Source organism: Pseudoalteromonas sp. 2CM37A (assembly GCF_023161885.1).
GTDB lineage: Bacteria > Pseudomonadota > Gammaproteobacteria > Enterobacterales > Alteromonadaceae > Pseudoalteromonas > Pseudoalteromonas atlantica.
This window is the reverse complement of record NZ_JALNTJ010000004.1, coordinates 209,091-227,445: the sequence shown is the minus strand read 5'-3', so window position 1 is coordinate 227,445 and position 18,355 is coordinate 209,091. Positions and strand designations below refer to the sequence as shown.

General features: G+C 40.8%; 16 protein-coding genes. 9 read left to right on the top strand and 7 right to left on the bottom strand.

Features of this window, described 5'->3' with window-relative positions; genetic code table 11:
* The first annotated feature begins 64 nt into the window (after positions 1–64).
* The 3 genes from fadI to MTF68_RS11085 all read left to right on the top strand — a co-directional run bounded on the left by fadI (position 65) and on the right by MTF68_RS11085 (position 4,394).
* Positions 65–1,375: an acetyl-CoA C-acyltransferase FadI gene (fadI, locus tag MTF68_RS11095; RefSeq protein WP_024031879.1), complete on the top strand. Its 1,311-nt coding sequence runs from the start codon at positions 65–67 to the stop codon at positions 1,373–1,375.
* Positions 1,375–3,597: a fatty acid oxidation complex subunit alpha FadJ gene (fadJ, locus tag MTF68_RS11090; RefSeq protein WP_055253032.1), complete on the top strand. Its 2,223-nt coding sequence runs from the start codon at positions 1,375–1,377 to the stop codon at positions 3,595–3,597. Before fadI ends, fadJ begins: the two co-directional genes overlap by 1 nt.
* 287 nt (positions 3,598–3,884) lie before the next feature.
* On the top strand, positions 3,885–4,394 hold the full coding sequence (locus tag MTF68_RS11085; protein WP_248462515.1) for a GNAT family N-acetyltransferase: 510 nt from the start codon (positions 3,885–3,887) through the stop codon (positions 4,392–4,394).
* A 37-nt stretch (positions 4,395–4,431) separates the two neighbouring features.
* On the opposite strand, the gene MTF68_RS11080 is transcribed toward MTF68_RS11085, so the two are convergent.
* On the bottom strand, positions 4,432–4,818 hold the full coding sequence (locus MTF68_RS11080; RefSeq protein WP_004587303.1) for an MmcQ/YjbR family DNA-binding protein: 387 nt from the start codon (positions 4,816–4,818) through the stop codon (positions 4,432–4,434).
* 194 nt (positions 4,819–5,012) lie between these two features.
* Between MTF68_RS11080 and yeiP the strand changes: the two genes are divergently transcribed.
* Entirely contained in the window at positions 5,013–5,585 is a 573-nt protein-coding gene (gene yeiP / locus MTF68_RS11075) for an elongation factor P-like protein YeiP (RefSeq protein WP_004587302.1), read from the top strand.
* Between the two features lie 405 nt (positions 5,586–5,990).
* Here yeiP and MTF68_RS11065 read toward each other — a convergent pair whose 3' ends face one another.
* Both MTF68_RS11065 and MTF68_RS11060 read right to left on the bottom strand, forming a co-directional pair.
* Positions 5,991–8,249: an EAL domain-containing protein gene (locus tag MTF68_RS11065; protein WP_024031884.1), complete on the bottom strand. Its 2,259-nt coding sequence runs from the start codon at positions 8,247–8,249 to the stop codon at positions 5,991–5,993.
* Between the two features lie 55 nt (positions 8,250–8,304).
* Entirely contained in the window at positions 8,305–11,028 is a 2,724-nt protein-coding gene (locus MTF68_RS11060; protein WP_248462511.1) for an insulinase family protein, read from the bottom strand.
* A 183-nt stretch (positions 11,029–11,211) separates the two neighbouring features.
* Between MTF68_RS11060 and sixA the strand changes: the two genes are divergently transcribed.
* Both sixA and MTF68_RS11050 read left to right on the top strand, forming a co-directional pair.
* Positions 11,212–11,682: a phosphohistidine phosphatase SixA gene (gene sixA / locus MTF68_RS11055; RefSeq protein WP_004587298.1), complete on the top strand. Its 471-nt coding sequence runs from the start codon at positions 11,212–11,214 to the stop codon at positions 11,680–11,682.
* 15 nt (positions 11,683–11,697) lie between these two features.
* Positions 11,698–12,048 carry a RidA family protein gene (locus MTF68_RS11050; RefSeq protein WP_004587297.1) on the top strand — a complete coding sequence of 117 codons (351 nt, stop codon included), beginning with the start codon at positions 11,698–11,700 and terminating at the stop codon, positions 12,046–12,048.
* A 6-nt stretch (positions 12,049–12,054) separates the two neighbouring features.
* Here the strand turns inward: MTF68_RS11050 and MTF68_RS11045 are convergent, their stop codons facing one another.
* A complete protein-coding gene (locus MTF68_RS11045) occupies positions 12,055–12,987 on the bottom strand; it encodes an AEC family transporter (protein WP_055253036.1) in 933 nt (310 codons plus the stop codon).
* 15 nt (positions 12,988–13,002) lie between these two features.
* On the bottom strand, positions 13,003–13,560 hold the full coding sequence (gene smrB / locus MTF68_RS11040; protein ID WP_024031888.1) for an endonuclease SmrB: 558 nt from the start codon (positions 13,558–13,560) through the stop codon (positions 13,003–13,005).
* A 151-nt stretch (positions 13,561–13,711) separates the two neighbouring features.
* Between smrB and prmB the strand changes: the two genes are divergently transcribed.
* A complete protein-coding gene (prmB, locus tag MTF68_RS11035; RefSeq protein WP_248462510.1) occupies positions 13,712–14,647 on the top strand; it encodes a 50S ribosomal protein L3 N(5)-glutamine methyltransferase in 936 nt (311 codons plus the stop codon).
* Positions 14,648–14,705: 58 nt separating this feature from the next.
* A complete protein-coding gene (gene aroC, locus MTF68_RS11030) occupies positions 14,706–15,803 on the top strand; it encodes a chorismate synthase (RefSeq protein ID WP_064386798.1) in 1,098 nt (365 codons plus the stop codon).
* 49 nt (positions 15,804–15,852) lie between these two features.
* On the opposite strand, the gene MTF68_RS11025 is transcribed toward aroC, so the two are convergent.
* Together MTF68_RS11025 and MTF68_RS11020 are read right to left on the bottom strand one after the other, a co-directional pair.
* Positions 15,853–16,998: a lipase family protein gene (locus tag MTF68_RS11025; protein WP_138577464.1), complete on the bottom strand. Its 1,146-nt coding sequence runs from the start codon at positions 16,996–16,998 to the stop codon at positions 15,853–15,855.
* On the bottom strand, positions 16,995–17,639 hold the full coding sequence (locus MTF68_RS11020) for a DUF6795 domain-containing protein (RefSeq protein ID WP_138577462.1): 645 nt from the start codon (positions 17,637–17,639) through the stop codon (positions 16,995–16,997). The genes MTF68_RS11025 and MTF68_RS11020 overlap by 4 nt, the downstream gene beginning before the upstream one ends.
* A gap of 333 nt (positions 17,640–17,972) precedes the next feature.
* Here MTF68_RS11020 and MTF68_RS11015 point away from each other — a divergent pair, with 333 nt between their 5' ends.
* Positions 17,973–18,353, top strand: a complete 381-nt coding sequence (locus MTF68_RS11015; protein ID WP_248462509.1) for a DUF4112 domain-containing protein — start codon at positions 17,973–17,975, stop codon at positions 18,351–18,353.
* Positions 18,354–18,355 lie beyond the last annotated feature (2 nt).

Genomic DNA, 18,355 nt, shown 5'->3' with positions numbered 1-18,355 from the left:
AGCACACGGGTTGTTTAGAATCGAGGAAAACAAACAGGTCAGACCTGTCAGCGGGAGAGCATAAATGTCTGAGCAAAACATACTAAAAACACCAAAAGGCGACCGTATTGCCATCGTTAGCGGCTTACGTACTCCTTTTGCAAAACAAGCAACAGCGTTTCACCATGTACCAGCCCTTGATATGGGTAAGTTGGTGGTTAACGAAATGCTTGAACGATTAAATTTCGACAAGTCAGAAATCGATCAACTTGTATTTGGTCAAGTAGTACAAATGCCAGAAGCGCCAAATATTGCACGTGAAATTGTTTTAGGTACGGGTATGCCAGTAGGCGTAGACGCGTATTCAGTATCGCGCGCGTGTGCTACCAGCTTTCAGGCCATTGCTAATGTAGCTGAGTCTATTATGGCAGGCTCTGTAAATGTAGGTATCGCCGGTGGCGCCGACTCATCTTCAGTATTACCTATTGGCGTAAGTAAAAAATTGGCAGGTAGCTTAGTTGATTTAAACAAAGCACGTACCTTAGGCCAGCGTTTACAAATATTCTCAAAACTGCGTTTAAAAGATTTATTACCAGTACCGCCTGCGGTTGCTGAGTACTCAACAGGCCTTTCAATGGGGCAAACTGCTGAGCAAATGGCTAAAACACATAATATAAGCCGTGAAGATCAAGATGCACTAGCGCATCGCTCGCATTCACTTGCAACCCAAGCATGGGCCGACGGCAAGTTAAAAGATGAAGTAATGACGGCGCACTTACCGCCATATAAAAGCTTTATTGAAGAAGATAATAACATTCGTAAAAATTCTACAGTTGAAGGCTACGCTAAGCTTAAACCAGTATTTGACCGCCAACATGGCTCGGTTACCGCTGCAAATGCAACACCATTAACCGATGGTGCAGCCGCCGTACTGATGATGAGCGAAAGCAAAGCAAAAGCACTAGGCTACGAAATTTTAGGTTATGTACGTAGCTTTGCGTTTTCGGCAATTGGTGTAGAAAAAGACATGCTAATGGGCCCAGCGCATTCAACGCCTATCGCACTTGATAGAGCAGGAATTACACTTGCTGATTTAGATTTAATTGAAATGCACGAAGCCTTTGCATCGCAAACACTTGCCAATATGAAAATGTTTGCATCAGATAAGTTTGCGCAAGAGCAACTTGGTCGTAGCAAAGCAATTGGCGAAATTAACATGGATAAGTTTAACGTTAACGGCGGCTCACTGGCATATGGTCACCCATTTGCTGCAACCGGTGCTCGCTTAATTACGCAAAGCTTACACGAGCTTAAACGTCGTGGTGGCGGTTTAGCATTAACAACAGCGTGTGCTGCTGGTGGTTTAGGTGCAGCCTTTGTATTGGAGAGCGCGTAATGACAGATTCAGTATTTAATTTAACGGTAGATGAAAACAAAATTGCCGTAGTAACCATTGATGTGCCGGGTGAGAAAATGAATACCCTGCGCGACTCATTCGCTGATGACTTAAAAGCTTTACTTGAACAAGCAAAACAAGAGTCAGTAAAGGGAATGGTATTTATAAGTGGTAAAAGCGATAACTTTATCGCGGGCGCTGATGTAAAAATGCTTGATAGCGTGCAAAAGCGTGAAGATGCGTTAGCAATTAGTGAACTTTGTCATCAAGCCTTTTTTGATATGACAAAACTACCTTATACAACAGTAAGTGCAATACATGGTGCTGCGCTTGGTGGTGGTTTAGAGTTTGCTTTAGCGTGTGATTACCGCGTAGGCACAGATAGCGATATGACTAAAGTAGGCCTGCCAGAAGTACAACTTGGTTTATTACCAGGTGGCGGCGGTACGCAGCGTTTAACTAAAATTGTAGGCATTCAAAAAGCACTTGAATGGATGCTAACTGGCAAGCAAATTCGCCCTAAGCAGGCTAAAAAAGCAGGCGTATTAGATGATGTAGTACCACAAAGTGTATTGCTAAAAGTCGCTAAAGAATTTGCAGCTAAGAAAAAGCCAGCAGATAAAGAGCCAAAGCTTGATAAAGTAAGCAAATTATTAGAGTCAAACCCGTTTGGCCGCAACTTTATCTTTAAAAAAGCCAAAGAAAACGTCCTTAAAAAAACCGGCGGACATTACCCAGCGCCGCTTGCAATTATTAAGGCTGTGCGTGCAAGTGTAGAGCTGGATAAATTAAAAGCATACAAAACAGAAGCTGAAAGCTTTGCAACACTTGTAATGAGTGATGAATCTAAAGCGCTTCGCGGTATTTTCTTTGCAACCACTGAAATGAAAAAAGAGTGGCGCAACGACGATGCGCCAGCAATCAGTAAAACCGCTGTTTTAGGTGGCGGCCTAATGGGGGCAGGTATTGCGCATGTAAGCGCAGTAAAAGCCAAAGTCCCTGTACGTATTAAAGATGTAGCAGAGCAGGGCATTAGTAATGCCATGAACTACACCTACAAAATTTTAGATAAGCGCCTTAAACGCCGCATTATGTCTAAAGCTGATATGCAGTTAACAATGAACCGTATTACCGGTACTACCGACTACAGTGGCTTTAAACACATTGATTTAGTAGTAGAAGCTGTATTTGAAGATTTAGCCTTAAAGCAAGGTATGGTTGCCGATATAGAGCAGCAATGCCAAAGCAATACTATTTTTGCAAGTAACACGTCATCACTGCCTATTTCACAAATTGCAGCACAGGCACAGCGCCCTGAAAACGTGATTGGCCTGCATTACTTCTCGCCAGTTGAAAAAATGCCATTAGTGGAGATTATTCCGCACGAAGGGACTTCACAAGAGACTATAGCGCGCGTAGTTAACTTTGCACGTAAGCAAGGTAAAACGCCCATTGTGGTAAAAGACATGGCAGGTTTTTACGTAAACCGTATTTTAGCGCCTTATGTAAATGAAGCAGCTAATTTAATGCTTGCCGGTGAGCCAATTGAAAAAATTGATGCAGCCCTTGTAGAGTTTGGTTTCCCAGTAGGGCCGCTTGCTTTACTGGATGAAGTAGGGATTGATATAGGCTCTAAAATTGCCCCAATTCTTGAAAAAGAATTAGGCGAGCGATTTAAAGCGCCTGATGCATTTTCTCGTATGATTGATTCAAAACGCCTAGGCCGCAAAACGGGTCGTGGCTTTTATGAGTACGATAAAAAGAGCAAAAAAGTTGACGAGTCAGTGTATGAGCTATTAGGTGTAACCCCTGCACCGCGTTTAAATAAAAGCGAAATTGCTAAGCGTTGTGTATCACAAATGCTTAACGAAGCCGTGCGTTGTTTAGACGATGGCATTATTGCCAGCCCACGTGATGGCGACATTGGCGCTATATTTGGTATTGGCTTCCCACCGTTTTTAGGTGGACCGTTTAGCTATATGGATAAATTGGGCGCCAGCAAGGTTAGCTCTGAAATGTCTACATTAGCTAATAGCAATGCAAATTTTGCCCCATGCGACACGTTAGTAAGTATGGCTGAATCAGGCGCTAAGTTTTATCAAACGCAGCCTGTTGCAGATGAGCCAAGCCCAGCACCTGTTGCTGAACAAGCAATAGAAGCAGAGCCTGCTGATGAGCAACCTCAAGAAGAGAGCGTTGACTCACCAAAACAAGACTCGTAAAACAGCTTGATTAAAAAAACCGCATTATATGCGGTTTTTTTATATCTGCTATTTGTAAATATAGAATTCTAGGGCGCAATAATACCAACCCGCAATAATACTTAATTATTCTGCGGGGCTAAACGTGTCGCTACCTGTGTTAAAAACGTGCATTTATAAAACCTAAATTGGCAGTTTTTATTTAGTTATCGACAGGTTTTTACCCTCAAATAAGTCTTATAATTAAGTGGCTTGCTATAAAGTATGTTAGCTTATTTTGCAGCTAAGCAGATAAGAGGTAAACCATTATGCAGTTGTTTACAGCACGATTGGCAATGCGCCCGCTTCAAAGCAGTGATTGGCCATTATTTTTGCAGTTACATCAAAATCCTACCGTGATCCGTTATTGCTACGATATGCCCAGCGAAGCGTTTGTACGCAGCCGCTTTGAACAACGTTTAAAAAGCTGGGATAGCACTTCTACTCATCCACTTTGCCTTGTGGTATTTGATAAGCATTCAAATGAGCCCATGGGTGTAACGGGGTTTACATACGAACTTGAGCAAGCTGAGCTAGGCTATTTGTTTTTACCCGCGTATTATAATCAAGGCTTTGCCAGTGAGTCATTGCGTGCCGTGATTGAGTGGGCATGGCAACAATGCGGTATTACACAGTTTAAAGCCGTGGTTACAAAGGGGAATATAGGGTCTGAAAAGGTATTACAAAAGTGTGGATTAACGTTAACTGGCATTAATACGCAAGCGCACACTATTAATAATACACGTTATGATGATTTGATATATACATTAAAATTGTAGCAAATAGGGCTAGCAAGCTAGCCCGTGATGGTGGTTTCTATAGATGTGCTTCAATTGCTTTACGGTCTTTTTCTGGCATATTCTCAACAACTAATTTGAACGAATTATCGATCATTCTTTCAATTTCGCCTTGTGGAATAGAGCCATCTAATATCACCGTATTCCAAAGCCGCTTGTTCATATGATAGCCAGGGATCACCGCAGGAAAAATATCACGCAATTTAAGTGCTTCATCGGGATCGCACTTTAAATTAAGCCACCAAATAGGATCTCCATCATCATTTACGTCTCCATCATTACCTAAGGCAAGGGTGGCAAACATTTTATGATTTACTTTATAAACATCAACCTCTTGAGCAAATGGTTTTGTCACTTGCACCAAGGGCTTCTTTACTAAATACTCATGTACTGTGTTTTGGTCCATGATCCAATCCTTGAAGTCATACTCGGTAGAGATACCATAGCAGTTTTTTTCGCTTTTGATTATAGGTATTTAGTTTTAAATTAAAAATTTGCAAGTCTATATCAAATGCAGCCCCAAATTAACGTATTTTTAGTTGAACAATACCCAGTTCGTGGTATGTTTCTGGCAATCAAAAAAATAATAGGAAAACCCCCATGCCAAAGGCGAGTGAAGTTAAAAAAGGAACCGCGATTGAGTTTAATAATCGCGTGTTGGTAGTTAAAGATATTGTACGTTCAGTTCCACAAGGCCGTGCAGGCGGTAGTTTGTACCGTATGCGTTTATACGATGTAGTAACAGGTGCAAAAGTAGACGAAACCTTCAAAGACAGCGACATGCTAACCCTAGCAGATTTAACTCGCCGCGAAGCAATGCTTTCGTACATTGATGGCGATGAATACGTGTTTATGGATAACGAAGACTACACGCCGTATAACTTAAACAAAGAGGCGATTGCAGAAGAGATTCAATTCGTTAACGAAGAAACGCAAGGCGTACACGTTATTGTGATTGATGGCTCGCCTGTAGGTTTAGATTTGCCATCAAGCGTAGAGCTGGTTGTTGAAGAAACAGACCCTTCAATCAAAGGCGCTTCTGCCAGTGCACGCTCTAAGCCTGCACGCCTGAGCACGGGTTTAACCATTTCGGTGCCTGAGCATATATCTACGGGCGACCGTATCCGTATTAATACGGTTGAGCACAAATTTATGGGTCGCGCTGAAAAGTAACCCAAGCTATACAATAAAGCTGGCGCTATGCCGGCTTTTTTTATGGCTAAATTTTTAAACTAGGTAATAGTAATCTGCATCGATACTTAACTTATATGCGCTGAAAACTAAAATGGCGACTCATTGGCTTATCAAGCCTGCTGCTTTAAAAGTGTGTTATTTGCCGTTAAAATGCGCAGCGTTGTTTTGAGCTCAGTTGGGGTGATGTTTGCTTTTCGTTTTTATTAACGCTCTATGTGCTTTGGTCATTTACATTCAAGCGCTTAAAAAAGGTATGCCAATTAAACGGTGGATTTTATTAGGGGCACTAATCGGCCCTGGCGCATGGTGCTTATTTGGTTTGCATTACAGGCGTGCTTTTATACGCAACGTAGGCGCTGGTGTGTGTATATGGCGCCCGTAACATTACCTTATTTGCGCTAAATGTTTATTAGCACTAATAAGGCTTGGCGTAGAGTTGCTTTGTTGCTGTTTCAAAAAGGCCGTAAACTCATCTTTTGAAAGCGGTTTTGAATAGAAGTAGCCCTGTACGGTTTCACAATTTAGCGTTTTTAGTATGTCAATTTGGCTTGCTTGCTCCACACCTTCAGCAACCACATGTAAATCGAGGTTTTGCGCAATCGTCACGATAGAGTCAACCATGTTGCGGCCACGTTCGGTTTTCATGTCATCAATAAATGCTTTATCTACTTTTAAGGTATTCAGCGGAAATTGTTTTAAGTACGCTAAAGATGAATAACCTGTACCAAAATCGTCCATGGCTAAATGAATACCACGGGCACTTAGCGAGCGCATAATTGCAATGGCTTCTTGTGGGTCGTCCATTACCGTGCCTTCGGTAATTTCCAGCTCTAAAAAGTAAGAAGGTAGCTCGTTTTTTTGCAATATCACGTCAATACGGGTCGTTAAATCTGGCAAGCTAAACTGCTTAGCCGATAAGTTAACTGCAACGCGGCCGCTAAATAGCCCATCGTCTAGCCATTGTTTTACATCGCGACACGCTTTGTTTAAAACCACTTCACCAATTTCTATTATTTGGCCGGTTTCCTCTGCAATAGGAATAAATACACCGGGGCTAATAACGCCTTTTTTAGGGGTTATAAAGCGCACTAATGCTTCCATTCCGGTAAGTTTACCTGTGCGAATATTCATTTTTGGTTGGTAATACACTTCAAAATGGTTTTCTTTTAGACCAAAGCGCATTAGGTTTTCTATTTGTAAGCGTTTAACCGCTTGGCGGTTCATGGTGTCGTTAAAAAACAGGTAACTATTGCCTTTCTTTTTAGCATGATACATTGCGGTATCTGCGTTTTTTAATAACAGCTCTGGGGTACTGCCATCTTCAGGGAATAACACTATGCCTACGCTTGAGGTAATAGCGAGCTCGTGGCCTGCCATTTTAAATGGGGTCGCAATTGCAGCTAAAAATTGCTTTGCCATGCGAGTAATAACATGGATATCATTAGTATCTGCCATAACTAAGGCAAATTCATCACCCCCTAAGCGGTAAAAAACATCATTCTCACGGGTTAATTTATTTAATCGCATAGCCAGTTTTGCTAATAGGCTGTCGCCTAGCTGGTGGCCTAATGAATCATTAATCTTTTTAAAGTTATCTAAATCAAATACCAAAAGGGCATGGTGGGTATTTTGTTTTACTAGCTTTTGTAGGTCAGTAAAAAATAAATTTCTGTTAGGTAAACTGGTCGTACGGTCTCTATTTGATAAATTATGCAGTTGCGATTGTGCATTTTTACGTTCGGTTAAATCTGAATAAACCACTACATAGTTTGTTATTTGGTGTTGATCGTTTTTTATCTCATCAATAGAAATCTCTATGGGCAGTAACACTCGCTCACTATTGCGCAGTTTTACCTCTTGTTGAATTCGCTCCCGCTCTCGTACTATATTTTTAATGTTTTCTGTGTAGCTTTTATCGTAACCAGGTAAGTTAAAAGGCTTTTTGAGATATTGCTCTCTAACGCCACCAAAAAGCGTTAAAAAGCTGGGATTAATATCAACTAAGTTAAAGTTTTTATCATATATAGCAAGTGCATCAGTGAGTGATTCTACACACTTAGCAAATAAATTGAGGCGCTCTTGTGTTGATTTTAACACTGAAATATCGCGCACTGTGCCGGTCATTCTCAGTGGCGCTAAGTTGGCATCTTTTTCTATTATTTTTCCGCGGTCTAATACCCAGTGCCAGTGGCCAAAGGTGTCTTTAATACGGTAAGTGGCTTCAAAAAAAGCAGACTTTTGAGCAAAGTGTTTTTTTAATAAATGCTCTACTGAGGCAATATCGTGTGGGTGGATCAAGCTTTTGTTTGGCGGAAAACCCATTAACGTTGTTGAATCCATCATGTATTTATCGTTAATACGAATAACTTCGCCAGTTTTTATATTCCAATCCCAAAGCGTATCGCCACTGCCTTCAACCGTGCTTTTTAAGCGCTTTTCCGAGAGGCTGTGCTGTAACCGAGAGCGCTTTAATTTATAAATTACAAATAATAGGTATGGCAAAGCCAGCGCAAGTAGGGCACTGGCAATAATTAAAACGGTGTTGGTATTTATATTAAAGGCGTGTTCAAAGGCAACCGCTGCGGGTGCTAGGCTTAGCAGCAACCAGTAAAAACCACATTTTATTGTTGTTATTTTTATCATTTGTTTTATTACTACTAATTAACAAATGATAATTTAAATCATGCCACTTGCAGAGTCAAAGAGATTGCGAGCAAAGCGGCATTTTTTGCGATTTATTTACTTTTGCGCTACTTAATAACTCATACCTTGGCCTATCTTTAGAAAAAGTAGCTATGGCATAGCTTTTCATTTCTTCTAGGCTGAGGGCGTGCAGTGCCTCTAGGAGGCGTTTTTGCATATGAAAGTCATGATCTTTATTGCCTATTGCCAGCCAAAAGCGCTGTGAACGTAACCGTAAGTTTTTATCTTTTTCAGCAATATGAGTTGTCAAACCTTGTTTATGCTGCTGCCATGTTGTTTCATCCAGGGAGTCTAGGTTAGCAATAAACTGGCTTACAAAATGATTATGCCTGTGCAGTAGAGTCTGAGCTTCAAATTTTGGTGATTGAATATAAAAAGCAATACCGGCGCGGGTGTTAAATGGTGCATAGCCAGAGCCAACTAAGTAACCTAGCTGTTGTGTGGTTCTCAGCTCGTTAAAATAGTCTTGGTTAATTATATGATTAAGTGCCATTAATTTAACTTTTTCATCCACTTCTGCACTTTGTGCTTGGTAGTAAATGACCATGGCGTTATCACTGCATGGCAGTTCAAGTTCGCAGCGAGTCACTTGGTCTATCTCGTGCAGCGGGCGTGTTAAATCCTCAATAGCCGTGGCGTTTTTTAAATGCTCTGCCACTTTTTTATGAAATACCTTCGCGTCTGTTTGTTGCCAATTACCGTGTAAAAACGACTCAACATGTAAGGCTTTAAAAAAATCGGCTCTAAATTCGTTAAATTGCTGAAAACATGTATTTTTAAGTGCAGTGGCTAACTCATCGGGTTGTGGGTTCCATGGCATTATTTTGGCACCTAACACGCTAAATAATTCACTCACGGGTTTATTTTGGTTGCTGTTACGCCAGTGCCTTACCAGTTGCTTTTTGTATTCGGCAAAGCGGCGTGCGCAAATATCAACATTAAACAGCGCATCAAGTAATTGCTCCACCAACTCTAGCTGACTAGTCGATAGCCCAGCAGTGTGCAACGTAAGCCCGCCTTGATGAGAGGTTAAATGATAACTTAAACCTGCCAATTCTGCGGGGTAAAATTGCTCGCCAACACTGTCCATAAATAAGTCACTAAAAAGGCGCGTTAATGCCATGTGCTTTACATCTTTTACTGCAAAGTGCGAGTCCATTGCTAAATAAAAATGACCTTTGGCCACTCTAAAGGTGTTGTCTTGTTTAAACCAAAAGTCAAACCCAGGCTCTTTAACTAACAGTAAAGGCTTGGTTTGAGGTTTTTCGACTTCGTATAGCACCACTTCTTTTGTTAAATAGGGGTTTGCTGTGGGCAGCAGCATAGTGCTCAGCGGTTTATTTATATGCGCAAGCGACTCCAGCCAATGCGGCGAAATTGGCTCAACTTTGTAAGGGGTGTTGTACCACGCGGTGGTGTGCTCTGCCTCTACGCCTGGATGAATAAGTACTAAGCGCATATTATGCGGGGTAAGCCATTGCATCGCCATTTCGTGAGTGGCTTTATTAAAGCCCTCCATTAAGTAATCGCCTTGCACATAGTTAGCTTCGTCGTAGTGTTGCATATTAATGCTTAGGTTACTTACCCAATCTATTAAGCGCGATTTTTCTTGGTTATCAAACGCAATTTGTAACAGGTTTTTTTTATCTTGATACAGGCGCGGTAGTTTGTCGGTGTTATCGTTGATTAGGCAAATATACTCAAACACAATTTCTATTATGTCTTCAAAGTATTCAATGCCTTCATCGGTAAGCGCCATGCTAATGTTAAAATCTTTAAAGTTACTGCCATTTATACCGCCGCCGGCAGAAAGTGCGTTAATCCACCCTTGTTCTTTTAAAATAGAGTACAACGAGCCTGCGCCTTCGTAGCCTAGTAAGTGGGCTATAAAGCTGACGGTTTTGTGGCGATAAAAGTCATCGATATTTGGCATAGCAAAACTAATAATGAGTTTTTGCATGTGCTTGTGTGGTTCAATGTGCAGTACTTTGCCAATATCTTGCGCGCGATATAATGGCTCCTCAATAGGGGCTTTAAGCGCACCTTTATGGCCATTAATGCCACTAAAATAACGATGTGTCCACTGCGCGAGTGTATCAAGCGGTTCGTTGGCACAAATTACCAGTGTCATCCACTGCGCTTGATAGTGCTTATTAAAAAAATCTCTTAACTCCTCACTTATACAGCGCTCTCTATCGGCGAGGGTATGTAAATTACCCACCGAAAATTTAGCAAAGGGGTGAGCTGGGTTTACGGTTTCTTTATGAGCTTGATAAATACGACGCCCATCATCTTTTATTTTTAATTTAAACTCAGCCTCTATGGCATTACGTTCTTTTTCGGTTTCCGCTGGGTTTAATAATGGGGCAATAAAAAAACGGCTAAATTGCGCAAGGGCTTTTTCAATGGCTTGATTATTAATATCAAAGTAATAGCACGTGTGCTCAGTGCCGGTCCAGGCGTTGGTGTTACCGCCCGATTGAGACACAAAATTATTAAAGCTTCCAGAATCAGGGTATTGGTCGGTACCTAAAAAAAGCATATGCTCTAAAAAGTGTGCAAGGCCTTGCCTGTCAAGGGGGTCATCAAAATGGCCAGCGTTAACCGCCATAGAAGCAGCGGCTTTAGTTGAATCTTTATCTTGCACTAATAATACTTTTAGCCCATTGTCGAGTGTAATGGCGCGGTATGCTCTGTTATCATTGCGGCTGATATTCAAATGATGCTCCTGAAACTAGACGTTTACTTGTTAACAACAGATGATAGCTTCAGGACAGCGAAAAAATAGCGAAAAGATTTACCTGAATATCATGAGAGAATTATTCTTTGGAATAATAGTTAATATAGCGGACAAATGGGCAAACTGGCTACTGTTTTATATTCATTAATCGGTTGATTTTTTATGAAAACAATCTTAATTATGCGCCACGGCGAAGCGACACCGATGCAAGCTAACGACGCAGCAAGAAACCTAACACCGAAAGGCCATGCAGAAGCAGAAAAAATGGGCTTATGGCTACACAAACACTTTTCTGTTGATGCGTTATTGGTAAGTCCTTACTCGCGCGCGCAGCAAACGGCTAAAGAAGTTGAAAAAAACAATGTATTTAAATTTAGTGAAACCTGTAGCGACATAATCCCCGAGGGAAAGCCACAAATAGCAGCTGATTATTTAGAAACACTTATTGCCATGCATCCTCAGTGTAATACCTGGTTAGTGGTCGCCCATATGCCCATAGTGAGCTATATAGTTGATCAGCTCAGCCCGGGTAATATGCCTATTTTTAACACCGCAGCGGTTGCTGTAATTCAGTATGATGAAACCTCACAGCGCAGTGAATATGTAAATATTAACGCGCCTGCCAACATATAGAGAAAAGAGATAACAATGAGTATAGAACGCCTTGAAACGGGTGCGCGCATGAGCCGTATAGTTAAACATAATGGAACCGTTTATTTATGCGGACAAGTATGCAGCGATGCAGAGCAAAACATTACAGAGCAAACGCAAACTATGCTCGACAAAGTAGAGGCCTTACTTGAGCAGGCGGGGAGTTCTAAAAAGCATATGCTAAGCGCAACTATTTACGTTAAGAGCATGGAATATTTTGCCGATATGAATGCTGTATGGGATGCGTGGGTGCCAGAAGGTTATGCACCAGCACGCGCCTGTGTTGAAGCTAAAATGGCGCGCGATGCGCTATTGGTCGAAATTTCGGTAGTGGCCGCACTTAAATAAGCGATTTTATAAAAGCACAGCAAGCCAAAACGAAAAGCTTACAACACTAAGCACCGTTGAAAGCACCACTGCACCGGCGAGCGTAACTTGATGCGTATTTAATTGGCTTGCAATTAAATACGCATTAACGCCAACAGGCGAGGCGCTCAGCAATACCAGTACGTTACGAATTTGCGTATCTAGTACAAACACCCACGTAGCTGCTACACACACAGCAGCAGGTAAAATCAGTATTTTTAACAGTGAAGAAATAAGGGCCGGCTGCCAATTTGCTGCCACCTTATAAAACACCAAATTAGCGCCTAACACAAATAAAGCACATGCAATAGCAGGGCTGGCGAGTAGCTCTAAGGCATTGGCTAAATTCGCAAATAATGTAATTCCCGACACATTTAAAAGTAATCCACAGCCAATACTTAACACTATAGGGTTAAGGACCATGTTTTTAGCAAATTTTGCCCACGAGAAGTCAGCTGTGTTTCCTTTCGCGCCTATTAAATAAGTTAACGCAAAAAGCAGCGTGCTATGAAATGTGATGATCATAAAGGCGATAGCAATCATGTCTTTGCCAAGTGAAGCAATAACAATGGGTATACCCACTAACACCATATTTGAATAACTACCGGCAAGACCAAACACACTATGCTGTTGATAATTTCCAGCATTGGCTTGTTTAGTTAAATAGTACCTATCAATAAGTATGCCCAAAGCAAATACCGCTAATACAGGAATATAAAAGCTTAAAAATGCTTCGAGGCTAATACTTTGATGCAAATTTATTTGCGACATATTGAGCATTAAAAAGGCGGGTAAGCTCACATAAAAAGTAAATTTACTTAAGCCGGCAATATGCTGCTGATTAAAAAACTTAAAATAACAACAGGTGTAGCCCAGTGCGACAATAAAAATTAAGGGAAAAATAATCGAAAAAATTTGCACGTATTCTTCCTTTAATTAACGTCTAAACTCATCGCTTTGTGGTAAATCAATTAAAATCAGCACGGCACCGCGCCCGCCGTATTCTAGCGGTGCTTGATGCATGGCAATTACATCGGGGTGCTGTACCAAATACTGCGGTACTTTGTGTTTTAAAACACGCTCGCCAATGCCATGCACTATGCACGCGCAGTAATAATGCTGTTTTTTGCACTCGTGAATAAGCCCCGCGAGTTCATCTTTTGCACGTTCTTTATTAAGCCCGTGCAGGTCGAGTGTTAAATCGGGCGCAAAGTCGCCGCGTCGTAACTGTTTTGCTAAAAAAGAGTCGTGGCCATTTTGCACGTAATTAATGGTGCTATTTGTGTCTATATCGGGAATATATTCGTCAGAGAAGAAAAATTCAGACTCAACCTGCTTTTTTTGCTGGGCAAATTGCTTCGCTTGTGACACCTTAGGTTTTGTATCAAACCTATGGGTATCTTGTTTAAACACCTTAGCGCCTGTAATTGTTTGGCGAAAAAGGTCAATGTCGTCATTGCTTAGGGACGATTGTGATGAGATGTCTTTTTTCATAAATTTTACCTAAACAAAAAAACGTAAAAACGCAGCGCAAAAGGCGGTACAATATAAAGGTGAGGGGCAATTGTAATTTGCTCAGCACAGTTAGGCAATGCAATCGTCGCAAAGACTCAAAACAGTCAGTTAGCTAAAACAGGTAAAAAATATGAGTGATTTACAAATAGAAGAAGCAACACTTGATGAAGCTGTTGCAGAACTGTCAACGTTACATGACTGGTTACGCTGGACTACAAGCCAATTTGCAAGTAGTGGAATATTTTTTGGACATGGCACAGATAACGCGTGGGATGAAGCAGTTAGCTTATTACTTCCTGCGCTAAGTTTACCTATTGATGCTCCCAAAGAGTTAATGCATGCGCGGTTAACAAGCACAGAAAAAAACCGCCTAGCAGGGTTAATCGCAGAGCGTATAAACGACTGCACGCCGGTTCCTTATTTAACAAACATTGCTTGGTTTGCGGGCATGCCATTTTATGTTGATGAGCGTGTGCTTATTCCGCGCTCGCCGTTTGCTGAACTTATTGCTAATAAGTTTTCACCGTGGCTTGAGCAGCCGCAAAGCGTTAACCGTATTTTAGATTTATGCACAGGCTCTGCTTGTATTGCTATTGCGCTTGCTCAGGCGTTTGAAACGGCGCAAGTAGATGCGGTTGATATTTCGTATGAAGCGCTTGAAGTAGCAGATATAAACATAAACGACTATATGCTAGGTGACCGCGTACTGCCTATTCAGTCAGATGTATTTAGTGGAGTGCCAGGGCAAAAGTATGACCTAATAGTAGCCAACCCACCGTATGTTGATGCTGAGGACATGGCTGATTTACCACGAGAATTTCATCATGAGCCTGAGCTTGGTTTAGCATCTGGGCATGATGGCTTAGACGTTACACGTACTATTTTAGAGCATGCTAGCAATCATCTAACTGATAACGGTTTGTTATTTGTAGAAGTTGGTAACTCTATGGTACATATGGATGCTTTGTATCCGGGCGCACCATTTGAGTGGGTTGAGTTTGAGCAAGGCGGCTTAGGTGTATTTGTAATAAGCAAAGCGCAGCTTGATACGTATTTTGCAAAATAAATTTTAGGCCGAGCGTATGCTCGGCAACTTTTGTAGTCATTAGGAATGAGGAAAGTTAATGGCAGGTAATAGCATAGGGCAGTTGTTTAAAGTGTCCACCTTTGGTGAGAGCCACGGCGTTGCCCTAGGCGGTGTTGTAGATGGTGCTCCCGCAGGCCTTGAGATCACAGAGGCTGACTTACAAATTGATTTAGACCGTCGTAAACCTGGGCAAAGCCGCTATACAACGCAGCGCCGAGAAGACGATCAAATAAAAATTCTTTCAGGCGTTTTTGAAGGTAAAACCACAGGCACAAGCATTGGTTTACTTATCGAAAATACCGATCAGCGCTCAAAAGACTACGGTAAAATTAAAGATGTGTTTCGCCCAGGTCATGGCGACTACACTTACTGGCACAAATACGGCCTGCGCGATTATCGCGGCGGTGGTCGCTCTTCTGCGCGTGAAACCGCAATTCGTGTAGCGGCAGGCGCAATTGCTAAAAAATACTTAAAGCAGTTTCATGGTATTGAAGTAAAAGCATGTTTAAGCCAACTTGGGCCAATAAAAGCCGAAAGTTACGACTGGGATGAAGTTGAAAACAACTTATTCTTTTTCCCTGATGCAAGTAAGCTAGAAGCGCTTGATGAATACATGCGAGACCTTAAAAAGCAAGGTGACTCAGTGGGCGCTAAAGTAAAAGTAGTGGCTAGCAACGTACCGGTAGGATTAGGCGAGCCTGTATTTGATAGGCTAGATGCTGAAATTGCGCATTCACTAATGAGCATTAATGCCGTTAAAGGTGTAGAAATTGGCGATGGCTTTGATGTGGTTGAGCAAAAAGGCTCAGAGCATCGTGATGAATTAACCCCAGAAGGCTTTACCTCAAACCACGCGGGTGGCGTACTTGCTGGTATTTCTACAGGGCAAGATATTATTGCCTCTATTGCGCTTAAGCCTACATCAAGTATCACTATTCCAGGTAAAAGTATTAATACTGAAAACGAAGCAGTAGAGATGATCACCAAAGGGCGCCACGATCCGTGTGTTGGTATTCGTGCAATTCCTATTGCTGAGGCAATGATGGCTATTACATTAATGGACCATTTACTGCGTCAACGCGGTCAAAATCCGCATGTAAACCACGAACATGGGCCGATAAACGGCTCTGTTTAAGTCATTTCTGGGAGCGCGGTTAGGTTTTACGAACCGCGCTCATTTTAATTTAAATAAGATCAATTGCCTGTTTTGCTACCATATAAAGCTTTTTGATCATCAAACCGAGCACCCACCTGATGAACTGTTTGCTTAGTTCTTTAACCTCGTAAGTTTTTTTTCCTACAAATGCAAGCATATGACCAATTAAGCCTTTTAACTCTTCAGTTAATTCTACAAATTTGACTACAGAATCAAATAAACATCGAGCAAGCGTATCATAGAAAGTTAGGCCGAGGCCTAAACCCGCTTGGACGGAAATAAAAGCGTATTGTCCTGTTTTCTTTAAAAAAGTTATTAAGCCGTCTGTAATTATTCGTTGCCATTTAAGTGAAAAGGTTACGTTATAACGCGATGAATACTTTAGAACAGTATGATTATGATGTAGGGTCTTCAAAGAATTTTCCATACTTGCATAATCACTGTATGCAGCGACGGTATTGACGTAACCAGGTTCACTTTTTTCCATAGAGTGTGCGGCAAGACTAAAAAAAGATCCTTCATTCATAGCAGTTTGGTATTCATTAGAGGTATGGCTGAATGGCCAGGCAGGTACACAAGGAACAGGGTCGGCGCCATGAGTAACTCGATATTGACCGATATTATTTGCTGCTGAATGTATTGAATTACTTAATACCACCCTAGGCGCACCAAACGTATATAAATTAGTAGGTATACCTTTTTTGCTAGCCCAAATAGCAGTAAGCTGAGCAATTGCACCACCTAAACTGTGCCCTACAATATGCAAAAATTCTGGTTTATGCTTTTTTATATAAGAATTAAACATGGGTTCCATACTAGTGAAGGCTTTCTCGAAGCCTGAATGTACTTCCAAATTTTTAGGACCAAGGGTAGTTGCAACATTTAAGTTAGTTAGCCAATCTGCACAAGATGAGAAAACGGTTCCACGAATGCCAATAATATGGTGGTTTTTGAATTGTGATGAAACACCTTCAGCAGTTAAAGCGAAGCCTGTCGTACGGTTCAAAAGCTGATTTATTAGCCCACCACTAACCCCCTGAATTTGATTGTTAGTCACTTTAAAGTTTCTCACAAAGTCATTATGAAACTCTCCGCTGAAGTCATAACTTTTTCTTATATCATAAACTCTATTCGCGACAGAAGCAGCTGTGCTTGGTGATATTGTTTTATTCATAGTTCAACCTTCTTCCCTGTAAAACGTTCTGTTAAATCATTTAAATCGCCATTATGGATTTCGTACTTTTCTTCACCGTTTTCCATAACCCATGTAGGATTGTAATCTTCATCCCATCTGCAAATGCTTGTTGCAGTTCTATTGAGGTATTTATTGGTGTTATTTTTAAATTCAAATCTGACCAATTGATTAGTTATTTCACACTTTAAAAAATCAAGCTTTTTGGTGAATTCAGGTAACTCTGAAATGCCTGGTTGTGTGGCCCCCCACAAACCAATAACTAAGTTGTTATCTTTACGAATAAAAATCTTCTGGTGGACACGGTCTTCGGAAATTAATTTATTCGGGATAGAAGAAAGTATAGTTTTCTTTGATAAATGAAATCGTCCGTCATCTCCTGTCATTACAGAATCAAGTCGTTCAACGCCATCAATATATGTTAATGAACGTATTATTTCTAAATCAGCAATTGGTATGCCATTTTCAGTGACGACGCCGTTGACTTCAGGGCTTAAAAATACTTCTTTCTTTTTTCTGAACCAGCTAAACATATCTTCTCCTTGACTAAGGGCCGGAAAAACAATAGCACAAAAAAGAATCAATAGGATGGCTAATCGAGGTAAATAAATAGATTTATTCATAGGCAATCCTTGCATAATTTTCTTAGATTTTAACTAAGAAAAAAATGTATGTAAAGTGAACTGTACCTGTTTTTATAAGGTGCCTTAATTGCTTATAAAAGTACGCAATTCTTCCTCTAGCACTTTTCTTTTATATAAGTAGTCTTTATAGATTATTAACTCCCAAGGGTACTTTATATTTTGGGCAGATGTTTCCGTATTTATTCTGTAGGCGTACTAATATTTTTTATATTAAATTCATCGTTGAAAGTATTCCATTAGTTTTTAATAATTCATTAAGTATTAATATCCTTAGTGTTTATATATTACAACCTCACATAAAAAGTAGCTATTATGAGTAAAAATATTCAAACTAACCTCTCGCATGCTGAATATGAATCAACATTAAAACGTTTGGAAAAGTTTAGTCATTATACCGATAGCAGCATTGGCATCCCTTTTACTAAATTTAACATAGGGCTAGAGGCGGTGATTGGCTTAATACCCGTAATAGGGGATGCTGCAGGACTTATTTTATCAAGCTATGTGCTAATAGAAGCGCAGCGCTTAGGTGTGAGTAAACATATAAAGAGTAAAATGATTATTAATATGCTCATTGATTTTATAGGTGGCTTAGTGCCATTTTTTGGCGATATATTTGATGCATTTTTTAAAGCCAATACCCGTAACACGCGGCTTTTAAAAAAATACTTGAATAGCCAGTTAGCTAACTGATA

Excerpts from the sequence above, each read along its gene's own strand:
- fadI (WP_024031879.1), top strand. The coding sequence starts at position 65 with ATGTCTGAGCAAAACATACTAAAAACACCAAAAGGCGACCGTATTGCC.
- fadJ (WP_055253032.1), top strand. The coding sequence starts at position 1,375 with ATGACAGATTCAGTATTTAATTTAACGGTAGATGAAAACAAAATTGCC.
- MTF68_RS11085 (WP_248462515.1), top strand. The coding sequence starts at position 3,885 with ATGCAGTTGTTTACAGCACGATTGGCAATGCGCCCGCTTCAAAGCAGT.
- MTF68_RS11080 (WP_004587303.1), bottom strand. The coding sequence starts at position 4,818 with ATGGACCAAAACACAGTACATGAGTATTTAGTAAAGAAGCCCTTGGTG.
- yeiP (WP_004587302.1), top strand. The coding sequence starts at position 5,013 with ATGCCAAAGGCGAGTGAAGTTAAAAAAGGAACCGCGATTGAGTTTAAT.
- MTF68_RS11065 (WP_024031884.1), bottom strand. The coding sequence starts at position 8,249 with ATGATAAAAATAACAACAATAAAATGTGGTTTTTACTGGTTGCTGCTA.
- sixA (WP_004587298.1), top strand. The coding sequence starts at position 11,212 with ATGAAAACAATCTTAATTATGCGCCACGGCGAAGCGACACCGATGCAA.
- MTF68_RS11050 (WP_004587297.1), top strand. The coding sequence starts at position 11,698 with ATGAGTATAGAACGCCTTGAAACGGGTGCGCGCATGAGCCGTATAGTT.
- smrB (WP_024031888.1), bottom strand. The coding sequence starts at position 13,560 with ATGAAAAAAGACATCTCATCACAATCGTCCCTAAGCAATGACGACATT.
- prmB (WP_248462510.1), top strand. The coding sequence starts at position 13,712 with ATGAGTGATTTACAAATAGAAGAAGCAACACTTGATGAAGCTGTTGCA.
- aroC (WP_064386798.1), top strand. The coding sequence starts at position 14,706 with ATGGCAGGTAATAGCATAGGGCAGTTGTTTAAAGTGTCCACCTTTGGT.
- MTF68_RS11025 (WP_138577464.1), bottom strand. The coding sequence starts at position 16,998 with ATGAATAAAACAATATCACCAAGCACAGCTGCTTCTGTCGCGAATAGA.
- MTF68_RS11020 (WP_138577462.1), bottom strand. The coding sequence starts at position 17,639 with ATGAATAAATCTATTTATTTACCTCGATTAGCCATCCTATTGATTCTT.
- MTF68_RS11015 (WP_248462509.1), top strand. The coding sequence starts at position 17,973 with ATGAGTAAAAATATTCAAACTAACCTCTCGCATGCTGAATATGAATCA.